This is a genomic window from Paracoccus sp. NIOT.M2S5SZ12, assembly GCF_057748165.1.
Genome location: NZ_JBYLFR010000002.1, coordinates 25,890 through 41,166 on the forward strand (window position 1 = coordinate 25,890; position 15,277 = coordinate 41,166).

Here is a 15,277-nt window from a genome sequence, read left to right on the forward strand (position 1 = left end):
GGCAGGGTCCGCCCTCATTTTACTCGGCCGTTAGCAGCGGCGTCTTGGTCTTGCCGATGCGCGGTGTGTCGGGACCGGTGATGTCGAAGGCGGGCTTGTCGTCCTCGATCTTCACCCGGACTACGCCGCCCTTGGTCAGGCGACCGAACAGCAGCTCCTCAGCCAGAGGCTTCTTGATGCTCTCCTGGATCACACGGCCCAGGGGGCGGGCCCCCATGCGATCGTCATAGCCCTTCTCGGCCAGCCAGTTGGCGGCCTCGGGGGTCAGCTCGATATGGACGTTGCGGTCCATCAGCTGCGCCTCCAGCTGCAGCACGAACTTCTCAACCACATGGACCACGACATCGCGGGACAGCGGCGCAAAGCTGATGATCGCGTCCAGACGGTTACGGAACTCGGGCGTGAAGGTCCGCTCGATCGCGGCCGTGTCCTCGCCCTCGCGCCGGTCGCGGCCGAAGCCGATCGCCGCCTTGGCCTGATCCGCGGCGCCCGCGTTCGAGGTCATGATCAGGATCACGTTGCGGAAATCGACGGTCCGGCCGTTATGGTCGGTCAGCCGCCCCGCATCCATGATCTGCAGCAGGATGTTGAAGACATCCGGATGCGCCTTCTCGATCTCGTCCAAGAGCAGCACGCAATGCGGGTGCTGGTCCACGCCGTCGGTCAGAAGACCGCCCTGGTCGAAGCCCACATAGCCCGGAGGTGCGCCGATCAGGCGGCTGACGGCGTGCTTCTCCATGTATTCCGACATGTCGAAGCGGATCAGCTCGACCCCCAGGCTGGAGGCCAGCTGCTTGGCCACCTCGGTCTTGCCGACGCCGGTCGGGCCCGCGAACAGGTAGTTGCCGATGGGCTTCTCCGGCTCGCGCAGGCCCGCACGGGCCAGCTTGATGGCGCTGGACAGCATCTCGATGGCGTTATCCTGACCAAAGACGACGCGCTTCAGACCGGCATCCAGATCGCGCAGGACCTCGGCGTCGTTCTTGCTGACATTCTTGGGCGGGATGCGGGCGATCTTGGCCACGACGGCCTCGATCTCCTTGGGGCTGATCGTCTTGCGCCGCTTGCTTTCGCTGACCAGATGCTGGGCGGCACCCGCCTCGTCGATGACGTCGATGGCGCTGTCCGGCAGCTTGCGGTCGTTGATGTAGCGCGCGGCCAGCTCCACCGCCGACTTGATCGCGTCGTTGGTGTAGCGCAGGTCGTGATGCGCCTCGAAATGCGGCTTCAGGCCCATCAGGATCTTGATGGTGTCGGGCACCGAAGGCTCGTTCACGTCGATCTTCTGGAACCGGCGGCTCAGCGCGCGGTCCTTCTCGAAGTGCTGGCGATATTCCTTGTAGGTGGTCGAGCCCATGCAGCGCAGCTTGCCGCCCGCCAGCGCGGGTTTCAGCAGGTTCGACGCGTCCATCGCCCCACCCGAGGTAGCGCCCGCACCGATGACGGTATGGATTTCGTCGATGAACAGGATCGCGTCGGGATGCGCCTCCAGCTCCTTGACGACGGCCTTCAGCCGCTCCTCGAAATCGCCGCGATAGCGGGTGCCCGCCAGCAGCGCGCCCATGTCCAGCGAGAAGATCGTGGCCCCGGCCAGGACCTCGGGGGTCTCGCCGCGGGTGATCTTCAGCGCCAGGCCCTCGGCGATGGCGGTCTTGCCCACGCCCGGATCGCCCACCAGCAGCGGGTTGTTCTTGCGCCGCCGGCACAGGACCTGGATCGCGCGCTCGACCTCGGCCTCGCGGCCGATCAGCGGGTCCACGTCGCCCTTCTTCGACTTCACGTTCAGGTCGACGCAGTACTTGCCAAGCGCGGTCTCGTCCTTGGGATCGGGGGCGGCTTCAGCCTTGCTCTGCTCGACCGGCTCCTCCGATCCGACCACCTTGCGGGGCTCGTTGAAGGAGGGGTTCTTGGCGACGCCATGGGCGATGAAATTGACCGCGTCGTAACGGGTCATGTCCATCTCCTGCAGGAAATAGGCGGCGTTCGATTCGCGTTCCGCGAAGATGGCGACCAGCACGTTGGCCCCGGTCACCTCCTGGCGGCCCGAGCTTTGCACATGGATCGCGGCGCGCTGGATCACGCGCTGGAAGGCCGCGGTCGGCACCGCCTCGGAGCCTTCGACGTCGGTGATGAGGGTCGACAGGTCATCCTCGATGAACTCGACCAGCGTCTTGCGCAGTTCCTCGAGGTCGACATTGCAGGCGCGCATGACCTTGACCGCATCCGGCTCCTCGGTCAGCGCCAGCAGCAGATGCTCCAGCGTCGCAAGTTCGTGTCTGTGTTCGTTCGCCAGCGCGAGAGCCTGGTGAATGGCCTGTTCCAGGGAGGTCGAGAAACTTGGCACGGTCGTCTCCTGTCAGTCGGCTGGCGGTATGGGCCGTTCGCTGCCCACCTGCCCAGACTGTCATGGTAAGGTTAAGATTTGGTGGATTTCGCCCGGCATCAAGTGGTTTTTCCGACAGGTGCCACGATTTTCCCACGGTTGAGGCAGATGTGATGTCACAGAGCCCGCATTTCAAGCCGGGCGCGTCCCGACCCCCGGCGCGCCCTGCGCGCGCATGACGCAGGGCGTGCCGGCCCGCGCTCAGAACCGGTCCTTCATCTGGCGCAGCCGGGCAAAAACCTCGACCTCGGGCGCCCCCGCCATGCCGAGGGATTCGGCCAGCGCGGCGGCGCGGAGGAACGGGTTCGTCGCGCGTTCGACCTCCAGCGTGGCGGGGGCGCAGGGCTGGCGGGCCTCGGCGATGGCCTGCAGACGCGCCTGCAGGGCCTCGTTCTCCGGGTCCACGGACAGCGCGAAGGCGCCGTTGCCCGCGCAATAGTCGTGTCCCGAACAGATCAGCGTCGCGCCGGGCAGGGCGTCCAGCCGCTGCAGGCTGGCCCACATGGTCGGCGCGTCGCCCTCGAACAGGCGCCCGCAGCCCATCGCCATCAGGCTGTCGGCGGTGAAGGCCATGCCGCTTTCGGGGAAGTGGAAGGCCACATGGCCGATCGTGTGGCCCGAGACCTCGATGACGCTCACGCTTTCGCCCAGCACCTCCAGCGGCTCTCCGGGGGCCAGCCGCACGTCCAGCGGCGGCAGGCGATGGGCGTCGGCCGCGGCGCCCATGACCCGCGCGCCGGTGGCGGCCACGATCTTCGGCACCGCCTGGATGTGGTCGTCGTGATGATGCGTCAGAAGGATCGCGTCCAGGCCCCAGCCCCGCGCATCCAGTTCGGTCAGCACGGGCAGCGCCTCGGGCGCGTCGATCAGGACGGTGCCGCCGTCCGAATGCAGCAGATAGGCGTAATTATCCGTCAGACAGCGCAGCGTGACCAGTTCCAGCGGCATTGGCAAATCCTCGACCATGTGTTCACCTGAGCCTGACAAACGCGGGACCCCGGCGCAATGCACCATGACATCGACCAGTTGCGGCGGTTTTATTATCAGCGCGCCCTGGGCCGGGTCGTCCAGCGCATCCTGCGCGACCGGCTGACCGGACGGTGGGACCCGGCCCAATGCGCGGGCATGACGGTCGCGGGATACGGGTTCGCCGCCCCCATGCTGCGCCCCTATCTGGGCCGCGCGCGGCGGGTGACGGCGCTGATGCCGGGGCCGCAGGGGGTGATGGGCTGGCCTGCCGGGATGCCCAACCATGCCGTCCTGTGCGACGAGACCGCTTGGCCCGTCGAGACCGGCAGCCTGGACCGGCTGGTCATGCTGCACGGGCTGGAGACCAGCGAGCATCCGCGCGAGCTGCTGGACGAGGTCTGGCGCTGCCTGGGTCCGGGCGGGCGAATGATGCTGATGGTGCCGAACCGGGCGGGCCTGTGGGCGGCGTCCGACCGCACGCCCTTCGGATTCGGGCGCGCCTACACGACGGGCCAAGTCGAGGCGCAGATGCGGCGGGCGGGGTTCAGCCCCGACTGGCACGGCAGCGCGGTCTACATCCCGCCGTCGGACCGGCGATTCTGGTTGGGCAGCGCGCAGTTCTGGGAACGCACCGGCGCGCGCATCAGCCGGGTGCTGATCGCGGGCGTGATCCTGGTCGAGCTGTCCAAGCAGACCCGCGCGCCGGTGGGGCCGGGGGTGCGAATCCATGTGCCCAGCCCGCTGGAGATCCTGGACGGCGTCGCCCGGCCCCGCCCGCAGGCCGCGCCCACGGGACGGATTTCAGGGCGGGATTCGCCGCGCTGACGGCCCGGATGCGACATCCTGCCACAGCGCGGAACCCGGTCCGGGCGGGGGTCCGCAGGGGGTGCCGCGGGGGTTTGCGCAATCATGCCGGGTTTGCTGCAACACCCTGCGTTTCCCTGTCCTTGACGGTTGCCGGGGTCGAAATCACCTGCTAGAGACGCCGCAGATTTGCGCGACCTTCCATCAGCCGCGCGACCGCGACCCGCACCCCGCGACAGACCAGGCAGCAGCCCGGCCCGCCAGCGGGGTTTGCGCAAACCGTAAAGGATGACCGTGGCCAACTCTGTTTCCATGTCCCAGAGCATCGCCGGACGCTATGCGCAGGCCGTCTTCGAGATCGCGAGGGAAGGCGGGGGCGTGGACGCCCTGGCCACCCAGACCGACGATCTGACCGCCGCCCTGCACGACAGCGCCGAGCTGCGCGACCTGATAGCCAGCCCGATCTATTCCCGCGACCAGCAGGCCCGCGCCATCGGCGCGCTGGCCGAGCGCATGGCCCTGTCGCCGGTGCTGGACAACACGCTGCAGCTGATGGCGAAGAACCGCCGCCTGTTCGTGCTGCCGCAGCTGCTGGACCGTCTGGCGGCGCTGATCGCGACCGAGCGGGGCGAGGTCACGGCCGACGTCACCAGCGCCATCGCGCTGAACGACGAGCAGGTCGAGCGCCTGAAGGCCGCCCTGGCCGAAAAGACCGGCAAGACGGTCAAGCTGAACACGCGCGTCGATGAGACCCTCATCGGCGGCATGATTGTCAAGTTGGGCTCGCAGATGATCGACAGTTCGGTCCGCTCGAAGCTCGCTTCCCTGCAGAATGTCATGAAAGAGGTCGGATAATGGGAATCCAGGCTGCCGAAATTTCGGCGATCCTCAAGGAGCAGATCAAGAACTTCGGCCAGGATGCCGAAGTCGCCGAAGTTGGTCAGGTCCTGTCCGTCGGTGACGGCATCGCCCGCGTCTATGGTCTGGACAAGGTCCAGGCCGGCGAGATGGTCGAGTTCCCCGGCGGCGTCCGCGGCATGGTGCTGAACCTCGAGACCGACAACGTCGGCATCGTGATCTTCGGCGACGACCGTCAGATCAAGGAAGGCGACACCGTCAAGCGCACCCGCTCGATCGTGGACGTTCCCGTGGGCAAGGCCCTGCTGGGCCGCGTCGTGGACGGCCTGGGCAACCCGATCGACGGCAAGGGCCCGATCGAGACGACCGAGCGCCGCATCGCCGACGTCAAGGCCCCCGGCATCATGCCGCGCAAGTCGGTGCACGAGCCGATGGCGACCGGCCTGAAGTCCGTGGACGCCATGATCCCCGTCGGCCGCGGCCAGCGCGAGCTGATCATCGGCGACCGCCAGACCGGCAAGACCGCCATCGCGCTGGACACGATCCTGAACCAGATGAACTACAACGGCCGCGAGGCCGAGGGCATGAAGACGCTGCACTGCATCTACGTCGCCGTGGGTCAGAAGCGTTCGACCGTTGCCCAGCTGGTCAAGAAGCTGGAAGAGACCGGCGCCATGGCCTACACCACCGTGGTGGCCGCGACCGCGTCCGACCCGGCGCCGATGCAGTTCCTGGCGCCCTATTCGGGCACCGCGATCGGCGAATACTTCCGCGACAACGGCATGGACGCACTGATCATCTATGACGACCTGTCCAAGCAGGCCGTGGCCTATCGCCAGATGTCGCTGCTGCTGCGCCGTCCGCCCGGACGCGAAGCCTATCCGGGCGACGTCTTCTATCTGCACTCGCGCCTGCTGGAGCGTTCGGCCAAGCTGAACGAGGCCAACGGCTCGGGCTCGCTGACGGCGCTCCCGATCATCGAGACGCAGGCGGGCGACGTGTCGGCCTACATCCCGACCAACGTGATCTCGATCACCGACGGCCAGATCTTCCTGGAGACGGAACTGTTCTTCCAGGGCGTCCGCCCGGCCGTGAACACCGGTCTGTCGGTCAGCCGCGTGGGCTCGGCCGCCCAGACCAAGGCGATGAAGTCGGTCGCGGGTCCGGTCAAGCTGGAGCTGGCGCAGTATCGCGAGATGGCGGCCTTCGCGCAGTTCGGCTCGGATCTCGACGCCTCGACGCAGCGTCTGCTGAACCGCGGTGCGCGCCTGACCGAGCTGATGAAGCAGCCCCAGTACCGCCCGCTGACGAACGCCGAGATCGTGATCGTCATCTATGCCGGCACCAAGGGCTACATCGACCAGGTTCCCGTCCGTGAGATCACGGCCTGGGAAGAAGGCCTGATCCAGTTCCTGCGCAGCCAGAAGTCCGACCTGCTGGACGACATGACCCGCAACGACCGCAAGGTCGGCGGCGATCTGGAAAATGCGATCAAGGCGGCGCTGGACGAATACAACAGCACCCGCGCCTGAGAGGGGGAATAGATGCCCAGTCTCAAGGATCTCAAGAACCGGATCGGCAGCGTCAAGAACACGCGCAAGATCACCAAGGCGATGCAGATGGTCGCCGCCGCGAAACTGCGCCGCGCGCAGGACGCGGCGGAGGCCGCGCGCCCCTATGCCGACCGCATGGCGGCCGTCATGGCCGGCCTGACCGCGAATGCGGCGGGCCAGTCGGGCGCGCCGCGCCTGCTGGCCGGCACGGGCGATGACAGGCGTCACCTGCTGGTCGTGATGACGGCGGAACGCGGCCTTGCCGGCGGCTTCAACAGCTCGATCGTGCGTCTGGCCCGCCAGCACGCCGACCGGCTGCGGGGCGAAGGCAAGGAGGTCGCGATCCTGACCGTCGGCAAGAAGGGCCGCGAGCAGCTGAAGCGCGACTATGGCAGCCTGTTCGTGCACCATGTCGACCTGTCCGAGGTCAAGCGCATGGGCTATGACACCGCCCGCGCCATCGCGGACGAGGTTCTGGCCCGCTTCGACAAAGGCGACTTCGACGTGGCGACGCTGTTCTACAACCGCTTCGAATCGGTGATCAGCCAGATTCCGACCGCCCGGCAGGTGATCCCCGCCGAGGTGCCGGAAGACGCCAGCGCCAACGCGCTCTATGATTACGAGCCGGGCGAGGAAGAGCTTCTGGCCGATCTGCTGCCGCGCTCGGTCGCGACGCAGATCTTTGCCGCGCTGCTGGAGAATGCGGCGTCCGAACAGGGCGCGCGGATGAGTGCCATGGACAACGCCACGCGCAACGCGGGCGACATGATCGACCGTCTGACCACCGAGTACAACCGCTCGCGTCAGGCTGCGATCACCAAGGAACTCATCGAAATCATTTCGGGCGCCGAGGCGCTCTGACCGTAACGCTAGAGGGTGATGACATGGCAGAGGCCACTGGTAAAATCACGCAGGTGATCGGCGCCGTCGTTGACGTGCAGTTCGACAACCACCTGCCCGCGATTCTGAACGCGCTGGAAACGACCAACAACGGCAAGAAGCTGGTGCTGGAAGTGGCCCAGCACCTGGGCGAGAACACCGTCCGCACCATCGCCATGGACGCGACCGAAGGTCTGGTCCGCGGCGAGGCCGTCTCCGACACCGGCGGTCCGATCACCGTGCCCGTGGGCGACGTGACCCTGGGCCGCATCCTGAACGTCGTGGGCGAGCCCGTGGACGAGGGCACCCCCTTGGCCGCCGGCGAGAGCCGCGCGATCCACCAGCCGGCCCCCGACTTCGCCGCTCAGGCGACCAGCTCGGAGATCCTGGTGACCGGCATCAAGGTCATCGACCTGCTGGCCCCCTATTCCAAGGGCGGCAAGATCGGCCTGTTCGGCGGCGCCGGCGTGGGCAAGACCGTTCTGATCATGGAACTGATCAACAACATCGCCAAGGTGCACTCGGGCTATTCGGTGTTCGCCGGCGTGGGTGAGCGCACCCGCGAAGGCAACGACCTGTATCACGAGATGGTCGAATCGGGCGTCATCGTTCCCGACAACCTGGTCGAATCGAAAGTGGCCCTGGTCTATGGCCAGATGAACGAGCCGCCGGGGGCCCGCATGCGCGTCGCCCTGACCGGTCTGACCCTGGCCGAGCAGTTCCGCGACGCGTCGGGCACGGACGTGCTGTTCTTCGTGGACAACATCTTCCGCTTCACCCAAGCCGGTTCGGAAGTGTCGGCTCTGCTGGGCCGCATCCCCTCGGCCGTGGGCTATCAGCCGACGCTGGCCACCGACATGGGCGCGATGCAGGAACGCATCACCTCGACCAAGAACGGCTCGATCACCTCGATCCAGGCCGTCTACGTCCCGGCCGACGACCTCACCGACCCGGCGCCCGCGACGACCTTCGCCCACCTGGACGCCACGACCGTTCTGTCGCGCGCGATCTCGGAGCTGGGCATCTACCCGGCCGTGGACCCGCTGGACTCCAACAGCCGCATCCTGGACCCCGCCGTCGTCGGCGAGGAGCACTATCAGGTGGCGCGCGACGTGCAGGGCATCCTGCAGAAGTACAAGTCGCTGCAGGACATCATCGCGATCCTGGGCATGGACGAACTGTCCGAAGAGGACAAGCTGACCGTGACCCGCGCGCGCAAGATCCAGCGCTTCCTGTCGCAGCCCTTCGACGTGGCCAAGGTCTTCACCGGTTCGGACGGCGTCCAGGTGCCGCTGGAGAAGACCATCGCCTCGTTCAAGGCGGTCGTCGCCGGTGAGTACGACCACCTGCCGGAATCGGCCTTCTACATGGTCGGCGACATCGAGGACGTGAAGGCCAAGGCACAGCGTCTGGCCGCCGAAGCGGCGTAAGGGGGCATCATGGCCGATACCATGCAGTTCGACCTCGTGTCGCCGGAACGGAGCCTCGCCTCCGTTCCCGTGCGCGAGGTGCGCCTGCCGGGCAGCGACGGCGATCTGACCGCCATGCCCGGCCATGCGCCCACGATCGTGACCCTGCGTCCGGGCATGGTGATCCTGGTCGGTGCCGACGGCTCCACCAGGGAATTCGCCGTGACTGGCGGCTTTGCCGAGATCAATCAGGAGAGCGTCAGCCTCCTGGCCGAGCGCGGCCACCCGCGTGAGGAGATCACGCAGGAGGTCTACAACGACATGCTGAAGGACGCCCACCGCGCCCATCGCAGCGCCAAGGAACGGCGCGAGCATGTCGGCGAGGAGATCGTGACAGCCGCCGTCAAGCTCCTGGGCGACATGCAGGCGCTTGGCACCCATATCGGGCTGGACCCGAACCAGGCGACGGTGCCCGACTGATCGGGCCGTCGCGTCAGACCATCGACATCAGGCCCCGGCACCGCGCCGGGGCCTGATGCATTTTTGCCGGACCGGTTTGCCGCTGCGGCATGCAGGGACCGGCACGCAACCATGAGGAGGGGGGAGCGATGCAGCGATTTGCGTTTCACGAGATCGGGATCCAGCGCGGCGAGGTCATGGTGGTGTCCGATTTCGACACCCAGGGTCCGATGTGGACCGGCGAGGGCGAGCGCATCCACCGCCAGCCCATCGTCTTCGACGAACGCTTCATCGCGCCGCCGGTGGTGCATGTCAGCCTGGCCATGTGGGACATGGACAGCGAGCGCAACCAGCGCGGCGACCTGCGGGTCGAGGCGGTGACGCTGACGGGCTTCGACCTGGTGTTCCAGACCTGGGGCGACACCCGCATCGCGCGGATGCGGGTCAGTTGGCTGGCCATCGGCGCGGTCCCCGACGAGCAGGACTTCATCCTCTAGGCGCGTTCCAGGTTCACCCCGATCAGCCCCGCGACCTGCGCGGGATGGGTCAGGGGCGCCATGTGCCCCGCGCCCGGGATCGTGGCGCGCCCGACATCGGGCAGGCGCGCGGCCAGCGCGTCGATGATGCCGCTCACCACCGGCGGGCTGTCGCCCCCCTGGATCAGCAGCACCGGCGCGTCGATGGCCTCCAGCCCGTCGGGGCGCAGGAGGCGGGCGCTGTCCTGATGCAGCGCCGCGCCGGTTTCGGCGACCAGCGCGACCTGGCGGATCAGCCGCGCCGAGGGCGCGTCGGGCGCGGGGCCCTGACCCCAGACCGACAGGAACTCGGTCGCGGCCTGCGCGGCGTCGCCCCGTTCCAGCAACGCGGCCATGCGAGCGTCGCGGGCCTGCTGGTCGGGGTCGGGATGGGCCGCGAACAGTACCGGCTCGATCAGGGTCAGGCTGCGGATGGCCTCGGGGGCGGCGACCGCGATGCGCAGCGCCACGACCGCGCCGAAGCTGTGCCCGATCAGGTCCAGCGGGCGTTCGATCAGGGCCGCGGCCAGGCGCGTGACGGCGGTGAAGTAGTCCGGGTCGTCCGGCCCCGGTGTCCAGTCGTCGCTGCGCCCGTGGCCCGGCATGTCGAAGCCGGAGAGGTCGATCCGCCCGCCCAGGGCCTGGGCCACCGGCCCCCAGGTCGCGCCGCTGCCCATCATGCAGTGCAGCGCCAGCGCCGGGCGGTCGGCGTCGCCCGGCCAGTGGCGCAGGTGCAGCCCGCTCACAGCGTGGCCAGGTGGCGGTCCAGGAAGTCCAGCCGGTCCTGTCCCCAGAACCGCTCTCCGGTCTCGCGCACGATGTAGAAGGGGGCGCCGAAGGCCCCGGCGGCGACGGCCTCCTCCAGGTTGCGGCCATAGGTCTCGGCGCCGACGAAGAGGCCGGTATCGGCCAGCGACGGATCGAAGCCCTGCGCCTGAAGGATGTCGCGGATCACCGCGTCGTCGCTGATGTCGCGCTCCTCGGCCCAGACCGCGCGCAGGAAGGCCTGCACCAGCGGGCCCACATCGCCGCCCTGCGCCTGCGCCGCGATGATCGCATAGCTGGAGGGGGCCATGTTCACCGGCCAGAAGGCGGGCCGCAGGTTGAGGGCCATGCCCAGATGCGCGGCCCAACGCGGCAGCTCCTGCGCGCGGTATTCCATGCGGCTGGCATGGCGCTGCGCGGGACGCACGCCGCCGGTCCGGTCGAAGAGTTGCAGCAGGTCCAGGGGCTTGTAGGTGACGGTCGCGCCGTGGCGGGCGGCGATGCCCTCCAGCCGGTCGCCGGCCAGATAGCACCAGGGGCTGATGGTCCCCAGGTAATAGTCGATATGGGCCATGGTTGGGTCCTTTTACGGGTTTGCCCGCAGGCTAGCGCGGTGCTAAGGCAGCCGCAATCTGACGCAACCACAAGGCCCGCCCCATGCCCGTCATGACCGAACCCAAGCTGATCTCCGGCAATGCGAACCGCCCGCTGGCCCAATCCATCGCGCGGCGCATGTCGCTTCATCGCGGGATGAGCGTGAACCTGCTGGATGCGCGGGTCGAGCGGTTCAACGATGCCGAGATCTTCGTCGAAGTCTATGAGAATGTCCGCGGCGAGGACATGTACATCATCCAGCCGACCTCGAATCCGGCCAATGACAACCTGATGGAGCTGCTGATCATGGTCGATGCGCTGAAGCGGTCGTCGGCCGCGCGCATCACCGCCGTGATCCCCTATTTCGGCTATGCCCGCCAGGACCGCCGCGCCAAGGCCCGCACGCCGATCACCGCCAAGCTGGTCGCGAACCTGCTGACCAATGCGGGTATAGACCGCGTCCTGACGCTGGACCTGCACGCGGCCCAGATCCAGGGCTTCTTCGACATCCCGGTGGACAACCTCTATGCCGCGCCGGTCTTCGCGCTGGACGTGCAGCACCACTTCAAGGGCCGGATGGGCGATCTGATGGTGGTCTCGCCCGATGTGGGCGGGGTGGCGCGCGCGCGCGAGTTGGCGACGCGGATCGGCGCGCCCCTGGCCATCGTGGACAAGCGCCGCGAGAAGGCCGGCGAGGTCGCCGAGATGACCGTGATCGGCGACGTCTCGGGCAAGGCCTGCATCATCGTGGACGACATCTGCGACACGGCCGGCACGCTGTGCAAGGCCGCCCAGGTGCTGACCGACAACGGCGCGACCGAGGTCCATGCCTACATCACCCACGGCGTGCTTTCGGGCCCCGCGGTCGAGCGGGTCAGCAAGTCGGTGATGAAGTCGCTGGTCATCACCGATTCGATCCAGCCGTCCGACGCGGTCCGCAACGCGCCGAACATCCGCATCGTGCCGACCGCGCCGATGTTCACGCAGGCGATCCTGAACATCTGGAACGGGACTTCGGTCAGCAGCCTGTTCGAGGTGGACACGCTGCTGCCGATCTACGAGGGGCTGTATTCCCCCAGCTGACCGCCGCGCGCGCCGGGGCCGGGGATGCCTCCGGCGGGGATATTTTTCTGAAGAAGAAGGGGCCGGTGCGCCGTCGATGCGCCGGCCACTGCCGTCACAGGGCGCGCCAGCCGATGTCGCCGCGGCAGAAGCCCTGCGGCCAGTCGATCGCGTCGACCAGCGCATAGGCGCGGCGATGCGCCTCCGTCAGGGTCGCGCCGCGCCCGGTGCAGGCCAGGACCCGGCCGCCGGTCGCCACGATCGCGCCGTCGCGTTCCGCGGTGCCGGCGCGGAAGGTCATCTGGAAGCTGCTTTCCGGCAGGGATTTCAGGCCGCCGATTACGCTGCCCTTGTCATAGGCGCCGGGATAGCCGCGTGCAGCCATCACCACGGTCAGCGCGTGATCGTCGGCCCAGGTGACCGCCGTGTCGGCCAGACGCTCCTCGGCGCAGGCCAGCAGCAGGTCGAGCACCTGGCCGCCAAGCCGCATCATCAGCACCTGGCATTCCGGGTCGCCGAAGCGGACGTTGTATTCGACCAACCGCGCCTCACCCTCGGCGATCATCAGCCCGGCATAGAGCACCCCCTGGAAGGGCGTGCCGCGGCGCGCCATCTCGGCGATGGTGGGGCGCACGATGCGCGCCATCACCTGATCTTGGATCGCCTGCGTCAGCACCGGGGCGGGGCTGTAGGCACCCATGCCGCCTGTGTTCGGGCCGGTATCGCCGTCGCCCACGCGCTTGTGGTCCTGTGCGGTGCCGATGGGCAGGCAGTCGGTTCCGTCCGACAGGATGAAGAAGCTGGCTTCCTCTCCGTCCATGAACTCCTCGATGACGACGGACATGTCGCCGAAGGCACCGTCGAAGATGTCGTCGATGGCAGCATGGGCCTGGTCCACCGTCTCGGCCACGGTGACGCCCTTGCCGGCGGCCAGTCCGTCGGCCTTGACCACGATGGGCGCGCCCTGGGCGGTCACGTAATCGCGCGCGGCGGCGGCGTCGGTGAAGCGCGCCCAGGCCGCGGTCGGGGCGGCGCAGGCGTCGCAGATCTCCTTGGTGAAGGTCTTGGAAGCCTCCAGCTGGGCCGCGGCCTGGGACGGGCCGAAGACCAGGAAGCCCGCATCGCGGAGCGCGTCGGACACGCCCGCGGCCAGCGGCGCCTCGGGGCCGACGATGACGAAGTCGATGGCATTGCCTTGGGCGAATTCCAGCACATCGGCGCGCGACAGCACGTCCAGATCGGCGCATTCGGCGACGCCCGCGATGCCCGCATTGCCCGGCGCCACGATCAGGCGGTCGCATTTGGGGTTCTGCCGGATCGCCCAGGCCAGCGCATGTTCGCGCCCGCCGCCGCCCAGGATCAGGATATTCATCTGCCGCCCTTTCGCTTGACCTTGCGGCGTTCTAGTCTGGCCGGGACAAGGGAACAAGACGCATGGACCTGCTGGACGACGACATGGACGATGCCCCGGAACCGGGCAGCAACGCGCATGAATTCACCGTGTCCGAACTGTCCGGCGCGGTCAAACGCAGCATCGAGGACCAGTTCGGCCGCGTCCGCGTGCGGGCCGAGGTCGGGCGCGTGTCCCGTCCCGGATCGGGGCATCTGTATTTCGACCTGAAGGACGACCGCGCCGTGCTGGCCGCCGTCACCTGGAAGGGGCAGGCCGCCCGCCTGATCCAGCGCCCCGAGGAGGGGATGGAGGTCATCGCCACCGGCCGCCTGACGACCTTTCCGGGCCAGTCGAAATACCAGATGATCGTCGATCAGATCGAGCCCGCCGGTGCGGGCGCGCTGATGGCCATGCTGGAGAAGCGCCGCAAGGCCCTGGCGGCCGAGGGGTTGTTCGACCAGGACCGCAAGCGCGCCCTGCCGTTCCTGCCGCGGGTGATCGGGGTGGTGACCTCGCCGTCGGGCGCGGTGATCCGCGACATCCTGCACCGGCTGCGCGACCGTTTTCCGACCCTCGTGATCATCTGGCCGGTGGCCGTGCAGGGCGAGGGTTGCGCGCCGCAGGTGACGGCCGCGATCCGGGGCTTCAACGCGTTGGCGCCGGGCGGGCCGATCCCCCGGCCGGACCTGATCATCGTGGCACGCGGCGGCGGGTCGCTGGAGGATCTGTGGGGCTTCAACGAGGAATCGGTGGTGCGGGCGGCGGCGGAGAGCGCCATCCCCCTGATTTCGGCCGTGGGGCATGAGACGGACACGACGCTGATCGACTATGCCTCGGACCGGCGGGCGCCGACGCCCACGGCTGCGGCCGAGATGGCGGTCCCGGTCCGCGTCGATCTGGCCGCGCGCCTGGCGGAGACCGGGGCGCGGATGGCGCGCAGCAATGCGCAGGCGATCCAGCGCCCGCGCCAGCGTCTGCGCGATCTGGCCCGCGCCTTGGGCCGCCCCGCGGCGCTGACGGAGGGTGCGCGGCAGCGGCTGGACCTGTGGGGCGGGCGGCTGGAGCCTGCGCTGCGGCAGCTGGCGCGGGCGCGGCGGCAGCAGCTGGCCTCGCGGCCCATGCCCGCGGCGATGCTGCGCCAGTTCACCCAAGGCAAGCGCGCCGGGATGGACCGGGCGCTGATGCGGCTGGAGGGCGCGCGCGCCCGGCGGTTGGAGCGTCCGCGCGACCGGCTGGCGCAGCTGCGCCAGCGGCTGGACAATTCGCTGGTGCGGGTTCTGGCCGATACGCGGCGGGTGACGGCGCAGCAGGGCGCGCGTCTGGGCGATCTGGACCGGCGGCTGATCGCGGCGATGTTCCGCATCCGCCGTCAGCGGCAGGATGCGCTGGTTCGGCTGGACCGGATGCGGCAGTCCCTGGGGCACGAACAGACGCTGCGGCGCGGCTTCGTGATCCTGCGCGACCCGGAGGGCGGGGTGATCACCACCCCCGAGGTCGCCGCCCGGACGCCGCGGATGGAGCTGCAATTCGCAGGCGACCGCCGCGTGGCCGTGCGCCCCGACGCCGCGCCGGAGAAGCCCAAGCGTCGCAAGCCCGCGCCGCCTGAACAGAAGACCCTGATCTGACCTCAGGCA

14 protein-coding genes are annotated in these 15,277 nt (G+C 68.5%); 9 read left to right on the forward strand and 5 right to left on the reverse strand.

From position 1 onward, the window contains the following. Positions 1-19: 19 nt before the first annotated feature. A complete protein-coding gene (gene clpA, locus AC2SGK_RS01905) occupies positions 20-2,344 on the reverse strand; it encodes an ATP-dependent Clp protease ATP-binding subunit ClpA (protein ID WP_411837358.1) in 2,325 nt (774 codons plus the stop codon). Positions 2,345-2,584: 240 nt separating this feature from the next. Next, on the reverse strand, positions 2,585-3,331 hold the full coding sequence (gloB, locus tag AC2SGK_RS01910; protein WP_488321915.1) for a hydroxyacylglutathione hydrolase: 747 nt from the start codon (positions 3,329-3,331) through the stop codon (positions 2,585-2,587). Between the two features lie 57 nt (positions 3,332-3,388). On the opposite strand from gloB, the gene AC2SGK_RS01915 reads away from it, so the two are divergent. The 7 genes from AC2SGK_RS01915 to AC2SGK_RS01945 all read left to right on the forward strand — a co-directional run bounded on the left by AC2SGK_RS01915 (position 3,389) and on the right by AC2SGK_RS01945 (position 9,811). Next, positions 3,389-4,177 (forward strand): methyltransferase domain-containing protein, encoded by a 789-nt coding sequence (locus AC2SGK_RS01915; RefSeq protein ID WP_488321916.1) that lies wholly within the window; start codon positions 3,389-3,391, stop codon positions 4,175-4,177. Between the two features lie 267 nt (positions 4,178-4,444). Next, a complete protein-coding gene (locus AC2SGK_RS01920; RefSeq protein ID WP_488321917.1) occupies positions 4,445-5,011 on the forward strand; it encodes a F0F1 ATP synthase subunit delta in 567 nt (188 codons plus the stop codon). Beyond that, positions 5,011-6,546 (forward strand): F0F1 ATP synthase subunit alpha, encoded by a 1,536-nt coding sequence (atpA, locus tag AC2SGK_RS01925; protein WP_488321918.1) that lies wholly within the window; start codon positions 5,011-5,013, stop codon positions 6,544-6,546. Before AC2SGK_RS01920 ends, atpA begins: the two co-directional genes overlap by 1 nt. 12 nt (positions 6,547-6,558) lie before the next feature. Continuing rightward, positions 6,559-7,428 carry a F0F1 ATP synthase subunit gamma gene (locus tag AC2SGK_RS01930; RefSeq protein ID WP_488321919.1) on the forward strand — a complete coding sequence of 290 codons (870 nt, stop codon included), beginning with the start codon at positions 6,559-6,561 and terminating at the stop codon, positions 7,426-7,428. 23 nt (positions 7,429-7,451) lie between these two features. Then, the gene (atpD, locus tag AC2SGK_RS01935) at positions 7,452-8,876 is read left to right on the forward strand and encodes a F0F1 ATP synthase subunit beta (RefSeq protein ID WP_488321920.1); all 1,425 of its coding nucleotides are present in this window, start codon (positions 7,452-7,454) and stop codon (positions 8,874-8,876) included. A gap of 9 nt (positions 8,877-8,885) precedes the next feature. After that, complete coding sequence (locus AC2SGK_RS01940; RefSeq protein WP_488321921.1) at positions 8,886-9,335, forward strand: F0F1 ATP synthase subunit epsilon; 450 nt, start codon at positions 8,886-8,888, stop codon at positions 9,333-9,335. Positions 9,336-9,463: 128 nt separating this feature from the next. Next, positions 9,464-9,811 carry an H-type lectin domain-containing protein gene (locus AC2SGK_RS01945; protein WP_488321922.1) on the forward strand — a complete coding sequence of 116 codons (348 nt, stop codon included), beginning with the start codon at positions 9,464-9,466 and terminating at the stop codon, positions 9,809-9,811. Here the strand turns inward: AC2SGK_RS01945 and AC2SGK_RS01950 are convergent. Both AC2SGK_RS01950 and AC2SGK_RS01955 read right to left on the reverse strand, forming a co-directional pair. Then, positions 9,808-10,575 carry an alpha/beta fold hydrolase gene (locus tag AC2SGK_RS01950; RefSeq protein WP_488321923.1) on the reverse strand — a complete coding sequence of 256 codons (768 nt, stop codon included), beginning with the start codon at positions 10,573-10,575 and terminating at the stop codon, positions 9,808-9,810. The two genes, AC2SGK_RS01945 and AC2SGK_RS01950, sit on opposite strands and share 4 nt — an antisense overlap. Then, positions 10,572-11,168: a DsbA family protein gene (locus tag AC2SGK_RS01955; RefSeq protein ID WP_488321924.1), complete on the reverse strand. Its 597-nt coding sequence runs from the start codon at positions 11,166-11,168 to the stop codon at positions 10,572-10,574. Before AC2SGK_RS01955 ends, AC2SGK_RS01950 begins: the two co-directional genes overlap by 4 nt. 83 nt (positions 11,169-11,251) lie before the next feature. Here AC2SGK_RS01955 and AC2SGK_RS01960 point away from each other — a divergent pair, with 83 nt between their 5' ends. Then, complete coding sequence (locus AC2SGK_RS01960; RefSeq protein WP_411837347.1) at positions 11,252-12,271, forward strand: ribose-phosphate pyrophosphokinase; 1,020 nt, start codon at positions 11,252-11,254, stop codon at positions 12,269-12,271. 94 nt (positions 12,272-12,365) lie between these two features. Here AC2SGK_RS01960 and purD read toward each other — a convergent pair whose 3' ends face one another. Further along, positions 12,366-13,622, reverse strand: a complete 1,257-nt coding sequence (gene purD, locus AC2SGK_RS01965) for a phosphoribosylamine--glycine ligase (protein ID WP_488321925.1) — start codon at positions 13,620-13,622, stop codon at positions 12,366-12,368. Between the two features lie 62 nt (positions 13,623-13,684). Between purD and xseA the strand changes: the two genes are divergently transcribed. Then, positions 13,685-15,268, forward strand: coding sequence for an exodeoxyribonuclease VII large subunit (gene xseA, locus AC2SGK_RS01970; protein ID WP_488321926.1), 1,584 nt, complete (start codon positions 13,685-13,687; stop codon positions 15,266-15,268). The last annotated feature ends 9 nt before the right edge of the window (positions 15,269-15,277 follow it).

What these genes read in the sequence shown, in the direction of transcription:
- AC2SGK_RS01960 (WP_411837347.1), top strand. Translation starts at nt 11,252, where the DNA reads ATGCCCGTCATGACCGAACCCAAGCTGATCTCCGGCAATGCGAACCGC.
- AC2SGK_RS01940 (WP_488321921.1), top strand. Translation starts at nt 8,886, where the DNA reads ATGGCCGATACCATGCAGTTCGACCTCGTGTCGCCGGAACGGAGCCTC.
- gloB (WP_488321915.1), bottom strand. Translation starts at nt 3,331, where the DNA reads ATGCCGCTGGAACTGGTCACGCTGCGCTGTCTGACGGATAATTACGCC.
- AC2SGK_RS01955 (WP_488321924.1), bottom strand. Translation starts at nt 11,168, where the DNA reads ATGGCCCATATCGACTATTACCTGGGGACCATCAGCCCCTGGTGCTAT.
- AC2SGK_RS01920 (WP_488321917.1), top strand. Translation starts at nt 4,445, where the DNA reads ATGACCGTGGCCAACTCTGTTTCCATGTCCCAGAGCATCGCCGGACGC.
- xseA (WP_488321926.1), top strand. Translation starts at nt 13,685, where the DNA reads ATGGACCTGCTGGACGACGACATGGACGATGCCCCGGAACCGGGCAGC.
- purD (WP_488321925.1), bottom strand. Translation starts at nt 13,622, where the DNA reads ATGAATATCCTGATCCTGGGCGGCGGCGGGCGCGAACATGCGCTGGCC.
- AC2SGK_RS01945 (WP_488321922.1), top strand. Translation starts at nt 9,464, where the DNA reads ATGCAGCGATTTGCGTTTCACGAGATCGGGATCCAGCGCGGCGAGGTC.
- atpD (WP_488321920.1), top strand. Translation starts at nt 7,452, where the DNA reads ATGGCAGAGGCCACTGGTAAAATCACGCAGGTGATCGGCGCCGTCGTT.
- AC2SGK_RS01915 (WP_488321916.1), top strand. Translation starts at nt 3,389, where the DNA reads ATGCACCATGACATCGACCAGTTGCGGCGGTTTTATTATCAGCGCGCC.
- atpA (WP_488321918.1), top strand. Translation starts at nt 5,011, where the DNA reads ATGGGAATCCAGGCTGCCGAAATTTCGGCGATCCTCAAGGAGCAGATC.
- AC2SGK_RS01930 (WP_488321919.1), top strand. Translation starts at nt 6,559, where the DNA reads ATGCCCAGTCTCAAGGATCTCAAGAACCGGATCGGCAGCGTCAAGAAC.